General features: G+C 55.6%; 18 protein-coding genes. 7 read left to right on the forward strand and 11 right to left on the reverse strand.

The window, feature by feature from the left end; genetic code table 11:
- Window positions 1–9 precede the first annotated feature (9 nt).
- From FBX99_RS03680 to FBX99_RS03705, 6 genes are read left to right on the forward strand one after another with little or no spacing between them, the layout of a single operon-like run.
- Window positions 10–1,128 (forward strand): acyl-CoA dehydrogenase family protein, encoded by a 1,119-nt coding sequence (locus FBX99_RS03680; RefSeq protein ID WP_145130646.1) that lies wholly within the window; start codon window positions 10–12, stop codon window positions 1,126–1,128.
- The gene (locus tag FBX99_RS03685; RefSeq protein ID WP_145130647.1) at window positions 1,125–1,979 is read left to right on the forward strand and encodes a hypothetical protein; all 855 of its coding nucleotides are present in this window, start codon (window positions 1,125–1,127) and stop codon (window positions 1,977–1,979) included. Before FBX99_RS03680 ends, FBX99_RS03685 begins: the two co-directional genes overlap by 4 nt.
- Window positions 1,976–2,923 (forward strand): 3-oxoacyl-ACP synthase, encoded by a 948-nt coding sequence (locus tag FBX99_RS03690; RefSeq protein ID WP_144922323.1) that lies wholly within the window; start codon window positions 1,976–1,978, stop codon window positions 2,921–2,923. The genes FBX99_RS03685 and FBX99_RS03690 overlap by 4 nt, the downstream gene beginning before the upstream one ends.
- Window positions 2,913–4,220, forward strand: a complete 1,308-nt coding sequence (locus FBX99_RS03695; protein WP_144922326.1) for a cytochrome P450 — start codon at window positions 2,913–2,915, stop codon at window positions 4,218–4,220. Before FBX99_RS03690 ends, FBX99_RS03695 begins: the two co-directional genes overlap by 11 nt.
- The gene (locus FBX99_RS03700; RefSeq protein ID WP_144922329.1) at window positions 4,204–5,274 is read left to right on the forward strand and encodes a MupA/Atu3671 family FMN-dependent luciferase-like monooxygenase; all 1,071 of its coding nucleotides are present in this window, start codon (window positions 4,204–4,206) and stop codon (window positions 5,272–5,274) included. Before FBX99_RS03695 ends, FBX99_RS03700 begins: the two co-directional genes overlap by 17 nt.
- A 14-nt stretch (window positions 5,275–5,288) precedes the next feature.
- On the forward strand, window positions 5,289–5,945 hold the full coding sequence (locus FBX99_RS03705) for a GIN domain-containing protein (RefSeq protein WP_144922331.1): 657 nt from the start codon (window positions 5,289–5,291) through the stop codon (window positions 5,943–5,945).
- 55 nt (window positions 5,946–6,000) lie between these two features.
- Here FBX99_RS03705 and FBX99_RS03710 read toward each other — a convergent pair whose 3' ends face one another.
- The 6 genes from FBX99_RS03710 to FBX99_RS03735 are packed head-to-tail and all read right to left on the reverse strand — an operon-like array spanning window position 6,001 to window position 13,854.
- Entirely contained in the window at window positions 6,001–6,684 is a 684-nt protein-coding gene (locus tag FBX99_RS03710; RefSeq protein WP_256662449.1) for a 4'-phosphopantetheinyl transferase superfamily protein, read from the reverse strand.
- A complete protein-coding gene (locus FBX99_RS03715) occupies window positions 6,629–7,954 on the reverse strand; it encodes a PAS domain-containing sensor histidine kinase (protein ID WP_144922335.1) in 1,326 nt (441 codons plus the stop codon). The genes FBX99_RS03710 and FBX99_RS03715 overlap by 56 nt, the downstream gene beginning before the upstream one ends.
- On the reverse strand, window positions 7,947–9,413 hold the full coding sequence (locus FBX99_RS03720; protein WP_306085245.1) for a sigma-54 dependent transcriptional regulator: 1,467 nt from the start codon (window positions 9,411–9,413) through the stop codon (window positions 7,947–7,949). The genes FBX99_RS03715 and FBX99_RS03720 overlap by 8 nt, the downstream gene beginning before the upstream one ends.
- A complete protein-coding gene (locus tag FBX99_RS03725; RefSeq protein ID WP_145130649.1) occupies window positions 9,410–11,839 on the reverse strand; it encodes an ABC transporter permease in 2,430 nt (809 codons plus the stop codon). Before FBX99_RS03725 ends, FBX99_RS03720 begins: the two co-directional genes overlap by 4 nt.
- A 1-nt stretch (window position 11,840) precedes the next feature.
- A complete protein-coding gene (locus FBX99_RS03730; protein WP_256664006.1) occupies window positions 11,841–12,632 on the reverse strand; it encodes an ABC transporter ATP-binding protein in 792 nt (263 codons plus the stop codon).
- Entirely contained in the window at window positions 12,604–13,854 is a 1,251-nt protein-coding gene (locus FBX99_RS03735; RefSeq protein ID WP_144922341.1) for an efflux RND transporter periplasmic adaptor subunit, read from the reverse strand. Before FBX99_RS03735 ends, FBX99_RS03730 begins: the two co-directional genes overlap by 29 nt.
- Before the next feature lie 428 nt (window positions 13,855–14,282).
- On the opposite strand from FBX99_RS03735, the gene FBX99_RS03740 reads away from it, so the two are divergent.
- A complete protein-coding gene (locus tag FBX99_RS03740) occupies window positions 14,283–14,828 on the forward strand; it encodes an AraC family transcriptional regulator (RefSeq protein ID WP_144922345.1) in 546 nt (181 codons plus the stop codon).
- 213 nt (window positions 14,829–15,041) lie between these two features.
- Here the strand turns inward: FBX99_RS03740 and FBX99_RS03745 are convergent, their stop codons facing one another.
- Genes FBX99_RS03745 through FBX99_RS03765 form a run of 5 tightly spaced genes read right to left on the reverse strand, consistent with a single transcriptional unit; the run spans window position 15,042 to window position 19,375 of the window.
- On the reverse strand, window positions 15,042–16,097 hold the full coding sequence (locus FBX99_RS03745; protein ID WP_144922348.1) for an alpha/beta fold hydrolase: 1,056 nt from the start codon (window positions 16,095–16,097) through the stop codon (window positions 15,042–15,044).
- Complete coding sequence (locus FBX99_RS03750) at window positions 16,087–17,439, reverse strand: MATE family efflux transporter (protein WP_144922351.1); 1,353 nt, start codon at window positions 17,437–17,439, stop codon at window positions 16,087–16,089. The genes FBX99_RS03745 and FBX99_RS03750 overlap by 11 nt, the downstream gene beginning before the upstream one ends.
- Entirely contained in the window at window positions 17,436–18,080 is a 645-nt protein-coding gene (locus tag FBX99_RS03755; RefSeq protein ID WP_145130651.1) for a hypothetical protein, read from the reverse strand. Before FBX99_RS03755 ends, FBX99_RS03750 begins: the two co-directional genes overlap by 4 nt.
- The gene (locus FBX99_RS03760; RefSeq protein WP_144922357.1) at window positions 18,073–18,333 is read right to left on the reverse strand and encodes an acyl carrier protein; all 261 of its coding nucleotides are present in this window, start codon (window positions 18,331–18,333) and stop codon (window positions 18,073–18,075) included. The genes FBX99_RS03755 and FBX99_RS03760 overlap by 8 nt, the downstream gene beginning before the upstream one ends.
- A complete protein-coding gene (locus tag FBX99_RS03765; RefSeq protein WP_256664005.1) occupies window positions 18,308–19,375 on the reverse strand; it encodes a 3-oxoacyl-[acyl-carrier-protein] synthase III C-terminal domain-containing protein in 1,068 nt (355 codons plus the stop codon). The genes FBX99_RS03760 and FBX99_RS03765 overlap by 26 nt, the downstream gene beginning before the upstream one ends.
- Window positions 19,376–19,853: the final 478 nt, after the last annotated feature.

The following is a 19,853-nucleotide window of genomic DNA, read 5'->3' on the forward strand; positions in this document are numbered from 1 at the left end:
CAACCACTCATGAGCGATATTACCCGCTGCTATCCACAACTTTATGCGCTGTCAGAGCGACTTCTTGCTGCCGGACAGCTCGCGGAACACAACCTCGTCCAGGCGATCGCCTATCTAGATCACCCGGAGCTCCACAGCCTGGCCTGTATTGGCATCCCCTCACGGTTCAATCCGTGGGAAACGCCGACATTTTCCAATGTCAGCTATTCCCGGCACCTGCAGATCATCGAGTACCTGAGCCGAACGGACGCCAGCGCCATGATGCTCTTGCCCGGCGCGTCCCTCAGCACTCGCGCCGTCCTGACCCTGGGTGACGAGCAGCAACAGGCGCGTTTTTTTGCCTGCTTTGCCGAGCGCCCTGCCTGGACATTCTTTGCTATCACGGAGCCCGAAATTGGTTCCGATGCCAGCGCTATCTCCACTGAACTCACGCGCGGTGACCAGGGCTGGCGGCTCAATGGCACCAAGATGCTGATTGGGGGCGCCCTGCTGGCGAGCGTCGGCCTTGTGTTTGCGCGTTATCAACACAGCCGGCGATTGGTGATGGTCTTCCCGGATGACACCGAGCCGACTTTGCAACGTGAGTCATTGGACACGGTCGGCTTGGCCGGTGCCGGGTTGTCGCGCCTGACGTTCAAGGATCATAGCGTAAAGGAAGAGGACATCCTGGGGCACGAGCGCCGCGAACTGCTCCAGGGGCTCAACGCCCTGAGTCAGGTATTCGAACGTCATCGTCCCATGGTGGCGGCCATGGCATTGGGCACGGCGTTCGGCCTGCTCACCGCCCTCGACATCCGCCTCTTGCCAACCGCGGCGCGACGCTGGGTCGGCCGGCAATGGCGAAAGTATCACGCGATCTATCAACAGATGCTTACCGCGGCGGAGGGCTACAGCAATGGCCGGCACCAGTATGCCCTCACCAGTCAGCTCAAACGCAATGCCACCCGCCTGGTCGAGGAAACAGCGTGCCAGCTGCCCCATTTGCTGGACCGCGACGACTGGCTGGACGATCGCCTACTGCGCAAGCGCTATCGCGACAGTTTTTCGTTCGAATACATGGAAGGCACCAGTAATGTCCATCTTCTCAACAGCTTCCGCGCGCCTGCAGCCCAAGGGATAAGCCTGTGACACTCTGCCTCGATCCTACCGATATCGTGTTCCAATCGTTTGATCACACTGAAGTGCCCCAACCCGAGTGGGACACGGATATTCCCCACTGGCGTTCTTATGCGCAGCACCTCTTCCAGGCCAACGGAGAGACACTCAGCCCGCAGCACGACCAAGTGCAGGCCTGGGTCACCAGCCCGGAGCGCGCCTCCTTCAGCGACATGATCACCGCGCTATTGCCCCGGTTGGCCGCGGTCATCGAACCTGGGCGAGTGAAAACCGTGCTGATGGCGCATTGGACGCCAGACCTGCACATGGGCAGTTCGGTGGTGAATGCGGCCATCCATCAATTGGGGCTTTCCGCCTGTCTGGCATTGGCCATCAGCGACCGAGGACCGGACGCTGGCCTGTTCGCGTTGGACGGCCTCAATGACTGCCTGGCCGGTAAGGACGAGGATGGTCTCTTATTGATCGCCGAGCAGAAGAACCTGATGTACTTCTCGCCGTTGATGGCAGCTCTGCAACCGGAAAATAACGCCTGCGTGTGCCTGCTGAATAAGCAGCAGCGCGGGTTGCGCTACCAAGGGTTCAGGCGGACACCCGTGGATCAATGGTCCAGTGAGTCGCTCCTGCGGGCGATCGAGCAACTGGGACTGGTCAAGGAGCGCCTGGTCTTGATTGGCCCGGCCCGGTTACTGGAGATCGCGCCTGTCGGCACCCAGTCGTTCGCCGTCAACCCCCGTTTGCTGTGCGCAGCGCCTTTCGTTGCCTTGCGCGCCCTCTGGCAGCCGCAATGCGACTACCTGCTGATCAGCGAAAACGACAACGGAATCAGCCTGTGCGGGCTCGCCGCCGAGGAAGGTCCACGATGAACATCGCTTCGCTGGCCACTTATATTCCACCCGCCAGGGTGCACATCGACCAGATTGTCGCTCACCGTGGCGGGAGTCCGTCGGAGGCCCGTACATTTACCCAACTGTTCGGTATGGGGGAGGCGTCAACCCTGGCAAATGAAGAAAGCGCCGAAGGCTGTTTCCATACCGCCCTGCAACAGTTGGGTGAAAGCCTGGATGACGGAGAGAAAATTGACGCGCTCATACTGGTCCAGGGCCTGCCCGCTCGATCCTCTCGCCAAAGCGTCAACCTGTCGACCCTGCGCCAACAGTCACGCTTTGTCACGGCGGACGCGTCCCTGCTGACCCTCAACCAACAGAACTGCGCCACTGTCTTCTGGGGATTACGCCTGGCCAAACGATTGCTGGCGAGCGGCAAGCACCGCTGCGTAGCGCTGCTGGTGGGCGACACACTGGCTGACTTCGATCTGGCCGAGCGCTATATCCCAGGCTGCACATTAATTGGCGACGCCTTCGTGGCCGCCCTGCTCAAGCCCGGTGGCGGTCAACGCAGGGTGTCGGGCATCCAATGTTTCTATCATCCCGGGTTCTGGCAAGGGCTGGATGGCAGCCGTGAGGATACCAAGCGCTTCTACCAGTCCCACAACCACCTGGTTGCGCACGCGCTGGGACACTACCCCGAGGACCTGCGCAAGCAGGCCTGGCTGCTACCGCACAATATCAACCGCCTCAGTTGGCAGACCTGGCTGCGTCTTCCGGACAACCGTCATCAACAGGTCGCCACGGACCTGCTGAGCCAGTGTGGGCATTGCTTCAGTGCCGATCCCCTGCTCCTGCTCGATCGCTATCCTCCTCAAGAGACCGGACGCCCTGCCCTGCTGCTATCGGTGGGCCTGGGCGGCTGGGTAGGCTGCGCCGCCATCACTTCAGACACCTTGGCGGAGACCGCCCATGCCCAATAACCCCGGCACTATTGCGACCGTCAAGCCGTCCGCCGCCAAGTACGCGCAGCTGGGCTTCCTGAAAATTGCCGAAAGTGCCTGTCGCCAGCACGGGGATAAAGTCTGGATCGGTGAGGAGGAGCATGCTGTATTGCTGCTGGCCGGCGCTCGACATCTGCGGTTCTTTCTCGAGAACGAAAGCAGCTTTCATAAGGAACTCGACAATGGCGCTTCAGTCAGGCGCTTACTGCTGGGTCAATCGCTGATCACCGCGCGTGAAGGTGAAGAGTGGCTCCTGGCTAGAAAGCTGACGACACCGCTGGTCAATCCAAAATCAGCACTGCTGAAACAGGGTACTCGACTCTCCGCCCAGTGGCTGGTCGACACGCTCCATGACCCGGAAAAAAACTCAATGCAGGAAATCTGCCTGCAATGGGCGCTGATGTGCGTCGCGCAAGGCTTCGTCGGCGCAAGGCTTGGCTATCAACAGCTTGATGAGCTGATCAATCACTTCCGCCGGATCTACCTGCAACTGATTGTCGCCGAGCCAACCGAAGATTACGCCGTGTTAAGCCAGCACCCTGCCCTCATCGCGTTCCGTGAGACGCTTGAATCGATGATCGGGCCGTTGGTGACGGGCGCGGGCGATGGGGAGGTCGACATGTTGGTGCGCTTTTGCCAGGCGCTGGATGTCAGCGCCCACCCTCAGGAACGCGAACGGGCGATCAGCCTGTTGCTGGGTAACCTGGTCGCCAGCGTGGATAACACCGGGATCGCGCTGTTGTGGTGCCTGGCTCACCTGTCGCAGCATCGCCACTATCAGGATCAGGTCCGGGAAGAGTCCCGCCAGGGCAAACGCGACATGGCCATCGCCATCGTCAAGGAATCGCTGCGTATCACGCCGGTGACGGCCTTCTTCGAGCGCGGCACCCTGGATCCGCTGGAGATTGACGGCGTGGGAATTGCGGCCGGCACCAAAGTGCTGTTTTCCCCCTGGTTGGTGCATCGCAATGCCGCCTATTGGCCCGAACCGCTGAGCTTCAGGCCCGAACGTTTTCTTGAAGGCCGGAAAATTCCACGCGAGCACTTTGTACCCTTCAGCATGGGCAAGCGAAACTGCGTGGGCATGGCGCTCGCACTCGACCAACTCACGACGGCCGTTGAAGCACTGTGCGGCCATTGTCGTTTCTCCCTGGCGCCATCGACCGCACCCGCGGCACTCACACCGCTGTATGGGCTGAATGTAATGCCCAGAGGGCCCATTTGTTTCACCATCGAATCCGTTGACAGGGTCAGCCAGCATGAATGCATCGCCTAACGTGGCGGGAGACGCCATCCCGCAACTCAGTGTGTTTTGTTTTTCGGACGTGGCCCGAGACAGCTTTGCCGAAAAGTATGAACAGTTACTGAGTACCGCCAGGCTGGCGGATGAACTCAACTTTCATGCGATCTGGACGCCTGAGCGTCATTTCCACACGTTCGGCGGGATGTTTCCCAATCCTTCCATCATCAGCGCCGCACTGGCCGCCTGCACCCGGCGTATAGGGATCCGTGCAGGCAGCGTGGTGCTCCCCTTGCACGATCCGCTGCGCGTCGCTGAAGAGTGGGCGCTGGTGGATAATCTTTCTCGTGGCCGGGTCGGCATCGCGTTCTCCGCGGGCTGGCAACGTAACGATTTTGTGCTCAACGCGCAGAATTACCGCCAACGTCATGAGGTGCTGTTTACTTCCCTGGAGCAGGTCCAGTCATTGTGGCGGGGTGAATCCGTGACGCGTCACGATCTCTCCCTGCCAGGACACCCGGAGCCGGTGACGTTGCAAACCTGGCCACCCGCTTATCAAGACACAATTGGCGTTTGGATCACGACGGGGAGCAATCCGTTGTTGTTCAGCGAGGCCGGAAAACGCGGCCTGAACGTGTTGACCCATTTGATAGCGCAAACCCGTGAACAACTGCAGGAAAACTGCGCCAGCTATCGCCTTGCACGCCAGGTTGCCGGGTTGGACCCAGCGGCCGGCAAAATCACGCTAATGATGCATACCCAGGCCGGAGAGGACCGGCAAGCGCTGTTGCCACGCTTGCGGCCGGCCCTCACCGGCTACCTGCAAGCGTTCATGCAGTTGTCTGAGAACCTCCATGAACCCTCTACGCTGGCTCGGGAGGCCAGTGATAAGAAACGGGCCTACACACTCAAATTGGGGGTGGAAAAGTACCTCAGCCACTACGGCTTGTTTGGCTCTGCCGCAGAGTGCCTGGAGCAGTTGAGGCAGCTCAAGCGTGAGGGCATCGATGAAGTAGCAGGGTTAGTGGACTTTGGCATGTCTCAGGACAGCGTGGAAACAACGCTGCGTACACTCGCGACATTACTGTGAAATAAGGAGATTGTATGAACACGATGAAGATGGTGTTGGCACTGCTGGCCGGCGCGACCAGTTACACGGCATTGGCCGCCGAAAAAACCGTTCCGCTGAACGCCTTCAACAGCGTTGAAGTCCGCCAGGGCATCAACTTGACGATCAAATGCGCGGCCACCTCGTCCATGGTGGTATCAGGCTCTGCCGATACGCTGGGCAAGCTCCAGGTGACGACCAACGATAAGGCGTTATTGCTCGTGAATGATGCCGCGAAAAATGATCGCTTGGTCTCCCATACGCTGGATATCACGCTGTATACCAGCGCGCCGCTGACCGGGCTGACAGGCACGGCCGGGGTCAAGATCGTGGCGCCTGCCTGTGCTGTCGATCAATCCAGGCTGGCGGTCGCCGGCAGCATGGGTGCAGACATCCAGATCGAGGGCAAGACCGGTGAGCTGGTGCTTGACCTGGCAATGGGTGGCACCTTCAACAAAAAGCCGCAGCCGTTTACGGCGGATGTGGCCAATGTGCGCATGAGCATGGGGGCGGAATCGTCCCTGTGCGACATTCCGAAGATCAATGGCAGCCTGTCTGCTGGTGCCCGGATATCGGTCAGCCCATCGGCTCAGGTCGATACGGGGGCCACGGGCAGTTTCGCCAGCGAAGTTTCAACCTCAGGTTGTTCGTGATCGCTCGGGAAACCTGCCAAGCTCAGTTCTCCAGCCGTGAGAACTGAGCTTGCTATCAGGGGCAATGTAGCTGCCATTGAACCAACGGTTGTTGCGGGCCGACGATCGCCCCATACGCCAGACAAAAACGCCCGTCCCCTTGTACCTGGCAATAATGAATCTGCCCGCTACTGGCTGGGGGGGCGACCATAACCCGTGCCATCCCGCTCGCCCCCGCCTGCGGGATGACAGAAAAACTCCCGAGCGGTTGCGTCAGCCCCGTACCCCGGGCTTTCAGCCAGGCCTCCTTGATACTCCAGAGCTGGGTAAACCGAGTGACGTAATTGGCTTCGTCAAGCGCCAGCCAGCGTTGCTCATCCGGGTGAAAAAAACGCTGGGCAATCGCCTTTTTTACCGCGACCTTTCCGCTGACGCGTTCCAGATCAACTCCGACCTCATGCTCCCGGCATAGGGCGATTGCGGCCGAGTGAGCGCTGTGGCTCAGGTTGAAATGCAGCCAGGTGTGTTCTGGCAGCCACGGTTTGCCGGTGGCTGTCCTGGCGATGCGCACCTGATCGACCGGGATCGCCAGGTAGGCCGCGAGCACCTGATGCAACCAACGTTGCGCCTGTTGGCGAACCGTCATTTGCGGCAGCGCATCGTTAAAGTGCTGCAGCAGGCAGACACCCTGGCCGTCGATCAACTCAGGCAGGAGATTGCAGCGGTAAATTGATGGTGACTTTGCAACCGGTCTGCTCATGGCGATTTTCCAGGGACAAGTAACCGCCATGGCTTTCGGCAATTTGCCGGCACAGGATCAGGCCGATGCCGGTGCCATTGGGTTTGGTGGTGTAGAAAGGTACGAACAGATTCTTCGGATTCGTCAAGCCTACGCCTCGATCGAGGACAGTGATCAGTAAGCGCCCTTTCTCCTCGGCCCATTCGATATCGATACTGTCGGTGCTACTGCCCATCGACTCATCGGCGTTCTTGATCAGGTTGATCAGTAACTGGTGAATCTGTACCCGGTCGAGGTGAGCCATCAACGGACGCGGTCCGCTCAGGGTAATCACACGGTGGGAAAACAGCAGCGGCAGCTCCGCCACCAGGGCCGTCAAATCCACCCGTTCCTTCAGCGCCGGCGCCAGTTTGCTCAACTGCCGGTAGCTGCTGATGAACGCGATCAGTTCGCGGGCCCGCCGGTTAATCAGATCGATGCCCTCAGTAAACCCCGCAGGCAAGTTGTCTGAATGATGCCGATAGTGCTGTTGCAGCATCTGACTGATGGAGGCGATCGGGCTGAGGGAGTTGTTGATTTCGTGGCTTATCACGCGGAGCAGATCCTGCCAGGCTTTCTGCTCCTCCTGACGCAACATGTCGTCGACATCACTGACAAACAGCAACACGTTCTGCACACCGTCCACCATGTAGGTGTCACTGGTCACTTTGTACCGACCCGGCCGCCCCTCATGATCGGACACGACGGGCTGATCCGTATTGGCATTTTGCAAAAGATTGTCCAGTTGCCAGGCGCTGGCCGTATCGCCAATCAACTTGTCCAGTGAGGTGCCGAGCATCCGCGAGGCCGCATCATTGCACCAGATCAGCCGATGACTGCCGTCCAGGGCATAGATGGCAACCGTGATGTTGGAAATCACCTTCTGCAGCAGGAAATCCATTTCCCGCTGCTGTTGGCGGTGGCGCGACAACTGGCAGGAAATGTCATTGATCTGCTCAATGACACCCTCGAAAACCCCCGTTCCGTTGGTCACCCCACGCAGGCTGAAATCTTCCTGCTCCACCGCTTCCAGCAAATTGGATATGACGTTGATTTTGTAGATCAACTGCTGAAAAAAGTGATAGCAGAAATACACCGTCGTCACACACAGCACGAACAAGGTGAAAAGCTTGAGGTAAACGGACTGGTCAGGAAAAAACCAAAGCAGCAGGTAGGCAACGATTGCGCCGATCGGTGCCAGGCTGCACAGCAACAGGTGGCGTACTTCAAATGACTGAAAAAACTTACGCATGACAGATTTTTAGTTTTTCCAGCCGGCGATAAAAAGCGCTGCGACTAAGCCCCAGTGATTCCGCGGCCTTGACCGCATTGCCGTCATACTGGCGCAGACGCTGTAGCAGTAAGGTTTCTTCGGCTTCGGCCAGGGTGCACGCGTCCGTCAACCCTAACGACGATTCATTGGCCGGACGTACTTCGCTGCGCGATGATACCGAAGACGGCAGGCAGAGGTCTTCGGCGTCAATCACATTGGCGCGACATAGCAACACAGCGCGTTCCAACAAGTGACTCAGCTCCCGGATATTCCCGGGCCATGAATACTCCAACAGCGCCTGGCGCGCCTGCGGTAACAAGGCTGGCCGGGGTTTGTTGTATTTACGCGCAAAACGTATCAGGAAGCGCTCAGTCAGCGGCTCGATATCTTCCAGCCGTTCGCGAAGCGGCGGCAGTTGGATTTGAATCAGGTTCATGCGATATAGCAGGTCCTGACGGAACCGCCCCTCCGCCACGGCCTTGTCCAGGTCAGAGTTGGTGGCGGCGATGATCCTGCATTGGGTGGTCTGGGTGCGCGAAGACCCGACACGCTCAAATTTCCGCTCTTCCAGCACCCGCAGCAATTTCACCTGCTGTGTCAGGGGCAAGTTACCGATTTCATCAAGGAACAACGTCCCCTTGTCTGCCAGTTCGAAACGACCGATACGATTCTCCCGCGCATCGGTAAAGGCACCTTTTACGTGGCCAAACATCTCGCTTTCAAATAACTGCTCGTTGATACACCCCATGTTCACTTCGACGATGCTGTGTTCGGCACGCGAGGAAATCTGGTGAATGTAACGCGCCAGCAGGCTTTTACCGGTGCCGTTTTCTCCCAGGATCAGAACGCTGGTGTCGGTGCCCGCCACCTTTTCCACCAGGCTGATCAAGCGCTTCATCGCTGGCGAGCGGACCACCCATTGGCTGTCCATGTCATCTTCGAGTGCCAGCTTGAGCAGCTTGTTTTCTTCCCGCAGGCAGTTGCCTGAACGACGCGCTTGGCTCATCGAAATCTGTTGCTGAACGATGCTCAGCAGGCGCTCGTTATCCCAAGGCTTTTGAATGAAGTCGGCCGCGCCCCCTCGCATGGCATTGACGATGATGTCGACACTTCCCCACCCCGTCATCGCGACGGCCGGCAGGCAATCATCGAACTTCTTCATCTCGGCCAGCAACTGCAAACCTTCCATGCCTGAGGTGGTGTCTTTCTGAAAGTTCATGTCCATCAAGACCAGATCGACAGGCTTGGCGGACAAATGCGCAAGCAGGCGATCGGCTTGGGTTTCCAGGGTCACGTCGTACCCTTGCATGCGCAATAAGATATCGAGGCTGGTCAGGATTCCCGTGTCATCGTCGATAACAAGGATATGTTTCTTATCATTCATCTCAAGCATCCTGCTTAGAGCGCCTTGCCCCTGGGGAGCAAGGCAGTCGTTCATTCATAACGAATCGCGTCGGCGGGCGACATATTGGTCGCCCGTCGGGACGGAACCCAGACCGCCAGGGCCACCACCAGCGTAATCATCAGCGCCACCATCCAGAACAGAAGCACAAAAGGCGTGTTTCCGTTACCCAGGACACGGGTCAGTTTGGGCGCGACGAAAAATGCCAGCGGCAAGCCGATGATCAGACCGGTCAATAACTGCTTACCGCCCTGGACCATCAGCATACGTAACAAATTACCTTCAGTGGCCCCCATGGCCATGCGCAAGCCGATTTCCTGGGTACGCTGATTGATCAAGTTGCACATCACCGCATAAATCCCCGTTGCCGCCAGTATCATCGCTACCAGGCCAAACAACATGAAAAGATTGGCAATAAAATGCAAGCCGGCTGTATTACGGGCCAAGCGCTCACCCAACGTCTGGATCTGATTGACAGAAAGATCGCTGTCCACCTGACGAACCGCGTTGACCAGGGCGGGCCCGATCGTTTCCGCGTGCTGGGATCGTAGCACCAGCATCAATGAGGGGGCGGACTGCTGTTCCAGAGAGCGATACACCGTGGTGCGGTGGCGGAATGCGCTGAAAGGTCGACCATGAATAACACTGGGCGCCACACCGACTACGGTGTACCAGCGCTGGTCATCGGTATCGCGAAAACGCAGGCGCTTGCCAATCACATCACGCTCGCCCGGCCAGAACTGCTCGGCAAAGGACTGGCTGACGACGACCACCTGTTGTGAGTCCTGGGTATCCCCATGGACAAACTCCCGCCCCGCCTTAGGCGTAATCCCCATCGCCGACAAGCTACCCGGCATCACCTGCACATCGTTGACCATCGGGTAAGACCAGCGCTCGTTCCTATTGTTGGTCGATGCGTCGACTTCTACCTGGCGCGGTACGGTGAACTGACCCACGGCACTGGTGGTCAACGCTGCGCTTTCAACGCCGGGGATCGCCGCGACAGCGTCCTGCAAGCGCTGGTAGAACAGGATACGGCTTGCATCATCAGGGTAACTGTTCGCGTTGAGATGGATTTGTGCAGTCAGGTAGTCACGGGGGTCGACACCGTAATCAGCGCGGGTCGCCTGGTAGACCAAGAGTGCGAACAACGCACTGATACACAGGATCGAGCAAGAGAGCCCCACTTCAACGATCACCAGGATCCGGGAAACCCGACCTGCGCCACGGCTCTGCGCACCACGGGTGCCATCTCGCAGCACCTCATTGAAGTTGCCACGGACGATTTTCCAGGCCGGCAATGCACTGGTAAGTACGGCGGTGATAACCACCAGGACAAGCGCATTAAGGACCAATACATTATCGAGTGACAGCTGCCACCAGAAAGGAATCTTATTCGGCACGAAACCCGGCAGTATCGAATTGGTGATTTCCAACCCCCATGCGGCCAGCAGGACTGCCACGACACCCGATAGCAAACAGATAAACAAGCTCTCCAGCATCATTTGCAGGACAAGACGCCCTGCGGGAGACCCCAGCGCGACCCGGATGGCGATCTCTTTGGCTCGCTCGGTCGTCCTGGCCAACAATAAATTCCCGACATTGCAGCACGCCAGCAACAGCACAAAGCAGACGGCAAACAGCATCACGATGAAGATTGGCGTGGTCTCTTCACCCATGAAGTTTTCCTGGAACGTCAATGCCTGGGCGGAAAGCCCTTTATTGCTTTCCGGGTACTCCGACGCCAATGCCTGCATCACTCTGTTGAGGTCGCGGTTGGCATCCCCAAGGCTCACTCCCGGCTTCAAACGTGCGTACACCGACACTTCCGGCGCACCTTTACGCTCCAGGTACTGCGAGGGAGCAAGCTGGGAAGGCAACCACAGATCATGGAAGAAGGGAAAGGCAAAGTTTTGCGGCATGATGCCGACGATGCGGGTATGTATGCCATTGATCCGGATATCGCGGCCAATCAGTTGCTCGTCGGAAGCGAAGTAGTTTTGCCACATGGCATAGCTGATCACCGCGACAGGCTCAGCCCCCGCCTGAACGTCCTCTTGATTGAGCAAACGTCCTCGAAATGGCTGGACAGCGGTATAGGAAAACAGCTCTGCGGTGTTCCTGATGGCCATGTACGAAACAGCCTTGCTGCCATCGCTGATATCCGCGCGCTCGGCATAGAAATAACCCATGTCCTCGAATTGGGTGGAGCGCGCCTTGAGATCGCCGTAGTCCATGAAGTTCAGCCCGGAATCACTCAGGCTGACACCGTTCACGGTCGGATTGATCAACACCATACTTTTCCCATCAGGATAAGGAAGCGCGGTGAACATGATGGTGTTGATTACTGAAAACATATACAGGGTCAGTGCCAGGCCACAGGACATGATAAGCACGGTCACAAACGTGAAGCCGGGGCTTTTCAGGAGCAGGCGCAAGGCATAGCGAATATCGAAAAGCATTTTATGCTTCCTTCACCAGGGTCAGTTGGCGCGCCTGTTCTCCATCGCCGACGACCTTTCCGTCGGACAGGACAATATTGCGCTGCGCACGCTCAGCCGAACGAGGGTCGTGGGTCACGATGCAGATCGTGGCCCCTTCTTCATGCAACTTGTCGAGGATATTCAGTACCGCTTCTGCATTGTTCGAATCGAGGTTACCGGTGGGTTCGTCCGCCAGAAGGATGGACGGGTTACCCACGATGGCCCGGGCGACAGCGACGCGCTGCTGCTGGCCGCCTGAAAGCTGTGAAGGATAGTGACAACTGCGGTGGGACATGTTGACCTTGGCCAGGGCCTCGGCCACCCGCTGTTGGCGTTCGGTGTTGGAAATATCACCGCGGTACGTCAGCGGCAGCGCGACATTTTCTTCGATCGTCAGATCGCTGATGAGGTTGAACGACTGAAAGATGAAGCCAATGTCCCGGTTACGCACCTGCGCACGCTGTTTCTTGGAAATGTTGTCGACATTTTGCCCTGCCAACTGATAAGTGCCGCTCGAAGCCGTATCCAGCAACCCGAGGACTGAAAGCAGCGTCGACTTCCCACAACCGGAGGGGCCCGATATGGCCACGTACTCACCCTTGGAAATGGTCAGCGTGATTTTGCTGAGCGCATGGGTTTCAATTTCATCGGTGAGGAAAATCTTGTTTAGGTCAGTCAGTTCTACCAAAGGTTCCATCATTACTGTCTCCAGGGCATTGTTCCGGTAGCCGGCGTGAGCTGCATCAGTTGGCAATTTGAATCTGTTCGGCACCCTGCCAGGCGGTGCTGTCACTGAGAATTATTCTGTCGCCAGCTTTAAGCCCGCTGGTGATCTGGATGTAGTCAGCAGAACCCTGCCCGAAATCCACTTTCAATTTGGTCGCTGAACGATCTTTTTCATCCAGCCGGTAGAGCGTAGAAGGCAGGTTATTCTGCGCGAACGGTGGGCGCTCGACATACAACGAATTATTGATTTTCGTCACCGCGATCAATCCATCCACGCTCAGGTCGGGACGTGCCTCCTGTGGCAGCGGCTGATCGAACGTCACATCGACCTTGACCGTACCGTTGATCACCGCGGGATCAACCCGCGATAACACACCCGGGAACCGGCTCCGGCCCGTGTTGATCGTGACGGCCTGGCCGACCGCCAGATCGCGCGACTGCAACTCGGGCACTTTGAGCTCGGCGTATAACTCCTTCTCTTTAGCCAGGCGAGCGATATCACTGCCGACCGTTACCCGCTGGCCAACCTGAACTTTCACGTCTTGCAAAATGCCATCTATCGGCGATTTAACCTTGAGCGAATCAACCTCCTGCTGACTCAATGCAACCAACGACTCCATTTTGTTAAGGCGGATAATATTAGCCTTTATTTCTGCCTCGACGCTGAGTCTAAGCGTCTTTAGCCGTCGTTCTTCGAAACTTACTTGCTGAGTATACTGCTCCGTCAGAATACGCGTGGTTTCATACTCCAATCTGGGCACCGCCAAAATATACTTTGTCTGGGCAGCGAGGCGCAGTGAAGAACTAAGTAGCCGGCTCTTCACGTCCAACATCAACGCCTCTTGATTTAGCGTTTTATTTTGCAGCTCGGCGTTTTTGGCCTCGGTTTCTGCTCGAAGTGCCTTAAGCTCCAGTTGCCGCTCCTGAAGTTGCTGCTCCAACGTCGGGTTACTCATGACCACCAGCAACTCGTCCTTGCTGACCTTCATCCCCGCCTTATAAATGACTCGCTCCACCCGAGCGTCAACGTTCGCCGCCACCCAATTGATGTCCAAAGGTAAAAGTACACCATTGCCCCGCACCTCGATGGCAAAGTCACCGAACTTAACCTCGGCAACCGTGACGCTGCTGCGAGCAATTTGGTAAGGCGAAAACTGATAGTTGTAGATCACCAGCAGAAGGATCAACAACAAGACACCACCCACCATGGCGTTCCTGTGCTTCTTGAGTACACGCTTTTTTCCCTGTTGCGGGATAGAGATATCCATAAAAAACACCAATATTAGCCACTTGGATTGTTTACAGCACATTCCATGCCAAGAGTAGGGAGTGATCATAACCTCTTGATATCCATTGAATAAAATTCTCGGAAAGACGAGAGCAAGTGAAGACCGAGGCCGCGACGTCTCATTTTCGAAACGGCAGCGAAACGTGCACTACGGATTGGCTGTTATTTATGGGAAAGCCGCATGAAAATCAAAATCCCAATAATGGAACGCAAGGTAATACCCCGCAAAAAAAGTATCCCGAAAATGGGACTTCAATTTCCCTAAATCGAGAGCAGCACAAAAAGCCCTTAATAAACAGTTGGTTATGATGACGCAAAAACTGGCATGGCAATTGCCATTGCGTGAGGGAGTCACAGCCTATCCGATAATAAAAAACTTCACCATTGGGCCTGCAGAACGGAGTCTGTATGTGGGACGTTAAAATCTCGAATGCTGAGAAGACCCTCTTTACGCAAAAAATAATGGATGACCTGTACACACGTCATTTTCAAATCTATGGCAAGCATGCACATACGGAAAAGGCGCTGTGCATTGTCACGGTGATCAATTACATGGTCGAAAATATTTCGGAGGAAATCACCTTGGAAGACCTGGAGAAAATCTGTGGTAAAACCCGATTCGATATTTGTCGCGTGTTCAATCTATTTTATGAGGTCACCCCGATAAAATGGATGTGGAAGGTCCGCCTGGCGTTAGCAAAAGAGTTCATCAACCTGGCCCCGGAATGGTCATTGACCGACATCAGCTACGCCTGTGGCTTTTCGTCCCTGCCGCATTTTTCTCGAAGCTTCAGCAAGGCCTACAACGAAACGCCACTGAGATTCAAACAGGACGTAATGAAATCGACCGGCCAGAAAGTGAAGAAAGAATCCTCCGAATATGATTTTATTTTTGGCATTCAACGAAATGGTTTCTCACGCAATATGCTGCTCAACAACATAAATTCATTGTAAGTAATAAGTCCCGCTGGATCCGCCTCCCTCAGTCACTCGCACAACCGCAGATATGAAAACTCAGCGTCATGGCGCAACGGATCTCCCCTTGTCGGGAGAAAGCAAAAACCGTGGTCGAGGCGACAGTCACTTGCGGTTGAAAGAATAGCGAGTGCTTGGGGGACGGCAGGAAAAGTACGCGGGCGATCTGAGTCGCTCGGTTATCAGTGGCAATCAGCGCCCTGTACGTTTGATACCTATACGAAAACCGCTGCGCAGACACAGCGCCGGATCAACCATGGCGAAATAATCTTCCTGCGCGGTATTGTCCAGAAATCTGGAAATACGATTGAACACCGTCGGATCGCGCAGGGCTCCATTGTGGCCCTTTCCTTCGGTTATGATCAGCTTGCTTTTATCCAGTGCGTAGTTAAGTACCATGGCTTCTTCCAAGTCGATACTCACGTCTCCCTTATCATGCAATATCAGCACCGGCTGTTTAATTTTTGCAATGAGCTCCGGCCCGATTTTATCCGGGTGTACGCCGTACCGTAGCTGATAGAGCCTTTTCATCGACATCGCAATGTTGCGCGGTAGTTTATTGTTAAGCACATAATTATCCAGGACCTCACCAAAACTGCAGGGGCTACTGATCAAGATCATTCTCTTGAGTAACAATCCCTGGAGTGCGGCCATGCACCCTACCAACCCGCCGGAGGAGTGCCCGACCACCACCGAGAAAGGACCGTATTGTCGCTCGATATCGATGACCGCCCTGGAGAGATCGTAGAAAGACACACCCTTGCCCGGGGATACGCCATGGGCTGGCAGATCAGGCACAAAAACACTGTACCCCTTTGCCTGCAAGCGCTGGGCAAGGTGCCTGAGCATGATGCCTCGCCCATCCCAGCCATGCAGTAGCAAGACTTTCTCTGCTTGCTTCGCGGATTGAGGGTAAATGAACATTTTTACGAAGGTCTGCCGCCAAGTGAAATTTTCCTGTTGGCATTGGCTGAGCAGTATCATCTCGGCGGGTTTATAGGGCAACGGTCGGGTCTTTTCAAACAGGCGCAATGCGCACATCGCTGAAAGATAAGAAGACATCATGTTCAACGAGTAGAGATCGAACAACCTTATTAAACGGCACACACGAACATAGTGAGTCGTTGGCCGGACACGGGCCTTCATCAACAATTTCGGCCGACGTCGCAATACCACCAGCACGCGAAAGTAATTTTGGTGAATCAGCGACACTATCAGCAACAACGGATAGATCGCGCTAAATAACATGTTCGCTCCCGATTTTATTTGCCAGCCGCCAGTATTCGTTGGCAAAGGCCAAGAAATTAATCGCACTGAACGTGATGATGATACTCATGATGGCATTCAAGCTAGAGAAGCGATCCCAACCGACCAATAAAACGATCACCATGAGCAACTCGATGATCACCGTCAGAATCAGCACCCGACGCGCCTGGTCAAGTTGCTCAAGTAAAGCTTGCAACGACGCCACGAATGCCGTGAGGAAGAACGTCGGTAATAAAATCAGCATCATCTGTTGACTGGCGTCCCTGATCGTCCCGTTGCCTGAAAGAATGCCGATCAACGCGTCCTCACTCAGGTAGACCCCGACGGTGAGCACGGCATAAAGCCCGCCAATGAACATCAGTCCGCGATGCAAGAGTCGCCTCAAGCCCTCGCCGCTACTGATTGTCAGACGCTGGTTTACCAAAATCGCCAGAGCAGAGCCGCATGCCACGGCGGGAATGACAATGAACATCCTGATCTTGGTAATGATCAGGAACGCGGCGACATATTGCTCACCCAATGTTCCAATCAGGGGAAACACCAGCAATGAACTGAAGAACACCACGATAAAAGATACGAAGATCGGCAGGCCAACCAACTGAAGCAGCCCTTTCAATCGGGCAAGGAACGCATGCGGACGATCGTCCTGCTGCTGACGACCGACACGCCACACCAGCAATGTCGCAACGGGCATCAACAGGCCGGACGCCAAGGCATTGGCCACGATGATGGAATAGAAGCCCAAGCCGTAGACGTGGTAACTGATGTAGCAAATACCGGCGTTCAGGACAATATAGGCAATGACTAGAAACATGCTCAACGTGCTCTTGCCCTGCCCTCGCAAGGCGCTGTTGCACATTTCCAGATGAATGAACGGCAAGATCGAAAGGAAGTAGAGGGGAAGCGCTTCCTGATAAAAGCCCCCACCGGATACAGGCAGCAGCTTCTCCAGCCAAGGTGCGCAGAGTGCGATCGCACCACTGAGCAAGGCCACGACCAAGATACCCAGCACAGACAAAATGGACGTGGCTACCAGTACTTTCTGCCTTGACCAAAGGTTCAGCGACCTTGCACTGAATACCTGGTTAGTGATCGCCAGGCACTCGAGAATAGCCAGGAACAAAAAGCTGAATGGTTGGATCATCGACAACCAGTAAATCGACGTTGTCTCGGCGCCATGCCCCAAAATAGCGGTTTGGATGTTCTGTGAAAAAGACACAGCGACGGCAACGACAATCATTGGCCAGGCAAGCTTGAGCAGGTCCGCAATATCCCTGCTTGCTCCCTGGCGCTGCGACAGGGTCAGGTCCGGTGATGTGTTCACAGGGCCTCCCCCACGCTTGCGTGCCGTGGCAGGGTGTAATGCCTCGTCGTTTTACCATGCAGGCTGTAAATCATCATCGAGAGATAAGACAGCGTGTGCGTCGCGCCCAACAAATAGCCGTGGCCTCCCATCAGTTTTTCCGCCCTGTTGGCCAACTGGGTGATTTGCCACTGGTCTTGTTCGGCGTCTTGAAAGTCCTGCGCGGCGATGCGCATTTCCCATTGCAACATCAGTAGGCTGCACTGGCTGCTCACGTCGGCAAACTCGGCCTTAATCAACTGATGCTGGGTGGTTTTCACACCAAAGCTGCGGCGCGCTGACAGATGCGTCCAACTCATGCCCAACATGCGCGTCAGCAGTCCCAAGCGGGCCGCGACGGAGATAATCAGGCAAGTGTCATCGACGACCGTTGCCTGCTCCGCTCCCAGGTATCGAAGATCCAGGCCAAGCGAGGCAAGTACCCGATCTGCCGGCCCGGACTGGCCGGCAGCGTCATCCCGCTCGAACGGCATGAGTTGATATCCTTGGCTGAATACCGGCTTGGTCTGATCGGGTAAGCCAACGCGCAATAGCCGCAAGGCTTCTGCGGGCTCATGGTCCGCAAACAGCTGATAAGTTCGGTTAAACGGCCCATCAGGCATACGCACTCTCCAGCTGCAGGTGCTGCCCAATCCAACTGATCAACTTGCCAACGGTGGTAAATGCATCCTGATTGATCTGATCCGGATCAAACATCAGCCCAGGGACTTTTTCCTCAAGCGTCAGTAAAAACTGAACGAACAATACCGAATCCAGGTCCAGGTCTTCGTTGAAATCCGTTTCCAGCCCAACCGACACGGTCGAAGACATGACATCATTGAGCGCTTCATTAACTGCTGACAGAAGATTTGACATGTAGAACCTCGCTATTTTCATTTTTCTCAATTAAAACGCATGAAAGCGTAACCCCCATGCCCATGGTCAGGCAGAGAATTTTCTTTCCCGTGAAGTCTTCCAACAAGCCAGACAAGTTAAATAGAACGTCTGAGCAATAAGCATGTCCGTACTCAGCGACATGCCTGGTAAACAGGATGCCTTTGAAATTCAATTTTTCGACAACTCTTTCAAGCATCGGCAAGTCCAGATTGCACGGAACGATGGCATCGATGCTATCAGCGGGAATGTTGAACTTATCCAGCACGGAGAGGTAAAAATCATGATATTCCTGCTCCAGCGATGCATATAATTCGCGCCGGCGCGCGGCAGATTCATGCCGATGATTGTCATAAAATGAGGACATGTGTTTTACCGCCGTATGGGTCAAATACCATTGGGCGGGACCCGCATTGAGCAGCATCGCAGCCGGTATTTCAGCCAATACACTGTTATCCAGTCGATTGACAGCACTGTGAAAAGCCTTTTCCCCCGTAAGAAGAATCATTGGCTCGCCGCGCTTGCTCGAACTGTTTTTTAATAAATGAATCGCTGACAGGGCAGATGAGCAATGATTCAAACTCACACTGAGTACTTCCCAGTGCCCTATCCCGCACGCTTCGGCAACATTCTCCAGCCAGCGATCATCAAAGAATGTGTTATGCGTTTGTGTTTTGGCATACACCAGGCAACCTTTGACCTCTTTCACCTGTGGGTTTGCAATAACCAATGCGCACAGCGTATCCACAAGCATCTCGGCGTGGGTTCCGGAAGACATTCCGACGGAGTGCAAAGAATAATAACGCTGTAGTACCTTGCAGGCCCCAGATTTTAAACCATGAGACTGCTCAAGCGTGCTGAGAGGCTCTAGTGAAATACGACCCGGCAACCAGCATAAATAATTAAGTGGCAGCATAACGTTCCCGCAAAGAATATTTTCAGTGCCTGCATCAATTAGCCACATCGTCCCAGAAACGGATCGGGCTTTTTGCCTAAAATTGCTTAAAGAGGATGTTTTTCCCATTTGCAGGTCCCACAAATGGGATTTCTACCGGCGTTCAACGGGGTTTAGGGGGGGACGAAAAGTCACCGGTGCGCGCTGAGCTGGAAGAACCGGTACTGTGGCGCCGCAATCGCGACATGACGATCACAGTGCGTTCCGACGTGAAGGATGGAGAACAGAACCGGGTGTATCGGCGACGCGGCAAATCCGGCCGTTACTCAAGGAGGTCGAAGCCAAACTGCCGACCGGTTATCGCATCGACGCGGGTGGCGCGGTTGCAGAACTTTCCCGCATGTGGATGATGACGCCGACGGCGCTTGCCACTGTGCTTTCGATCCCGCTCACACGCAGGGTGTTCTGGGGCCCGATGGCAATTGCGATCACCGCCTCCCTGCGAATCCAGTTCCAGAGAGCACGATGCAAAACCTCCACTCCTTATGCATGTCGCGACTGATCGCGAAAAAGCAGATCGATGTCTATGATGTAAAACTATGAAGTC

The sequence above is a fragment of the Pseudomonas sp. SJZ074 genome (assembly GCF_007828215.1).
Taxonomy (GTDB): domain Bacteria; phylum Pseudomonadota; class Gammaproteobacteria; order Pseudomonadales; family Pseudomonadaceae; genus Aquipseudomonas.

Excerpts from the sequence above, each read along its gene's own strand:
- FBX99_RS03680 (WP_145130646.1), top strand. The coding sequence starts at position 10 with ATGAGCGATATTACCCGCTGCTATCCACAACTTTATGCGCTGTCAGAG.
- FBX99_RS03690 (WP_144922323.1), top strand. The coding sequence starts at position 1,976 with ATGAACATCGCTTCGCTGGCCACTTATATTCCACCCGCCAGGGTGCAC.
- FBX99_RS03695 (WP_144922326.1), top strand. The coding sequence starts at position 2,913 with ATGCCCAATAACCCCGGCACTATTGCGACCGTCAAGCCGTCCGCCGCC.
- FBX99_RS03700 (WP_144922329.1), top strand. The coding sequence starts at position 4,204 with ATGAATGCATCGCCTAACGTGGCGGGAGACGCCATCCCGCAACTCAGT.
- FBX99_RS03705 (WP_144922331.1), top strand. The coding sequence starts at position 5,289 with ATGAACACGATGAAGATGGTGTTGGCACTGCTGGCCGGCGCGACCAGT.
- FBX99_RS03710 (WP_256662449.1), bottom strand. The coding sequence starts at position 6,684 with ATGAGCAGACCGGTTGCAAAGTCACCATCAATTTACCGCTGCAATCTC.
- FBX99_RS03715 (WP_144922335.1), bottom strand. The coding sequence starts at position 7,954 with ATGCGTAAGTTTTTTCAGTCATTTGAAGTACGCCACCTGTTGCTGTGC.
- FBX99_RS03720 (WP_306085245.1), bottom strand. The coding sequence starts at position 9,413 with ATGAACGACTGCCTTGCTCCCCAGGGGCAAGGCGCTCTAAGCAGGATG.
- FBX99_RS03725 (WP_145130649.1), bottom strand. The coding sequence starts at position 11,839 with ATGCTTTTCGATATTCGCTATGCCTTGCGCCTGCTCCTGAAAAGCCCC.
- FBX99_RS03735 (WP_144922341.1), bottom strand. The coding sequence starts at position 13,854 with ATGGATATCTCTATCCCGCAACAGGGAAAAAAGCGTGTACTCAAGAAG.
- FBX99_RS03740 (WP_144922345.1), top strand. The coding sequence starts at position 14,283 with ATGTGGGACGTTAAAATCTCGAATGCTGAGAAGACCCTCTTTACGCAA.
- FBX99_RS03745 (WP_144922348.1), bottom strand. The coding sequence starts at position 16,097 with ATGTTATTTAGCGCGATCTATCCGTTGTTGCTGATAGTGTCGCTGATT.
- FBX99_RS03755 (WP_145130651.1), bottom strand. The coding sequence starts at position 18,080 with ATGCCTGATGGGCCGTTTAACCGAACTTATCAGCTGTTTGCGGACCAT.
- FBX99_RS03760 (WP_144922357.1), bottom strand. The coding sequence starts at position 18,333 with ATGTCAAATCTTCTGTCAGCAGTTAATGAAGCGCTCAATGATGTCATG.
- FBX99_RS03765 (WP_256664005.1), bottom strand. The coding sequence starts at position 19,375 with ATGGGAAAAACATCCTCTTTAAGCAATTTTAGGCAAAAAGCCCGATCC.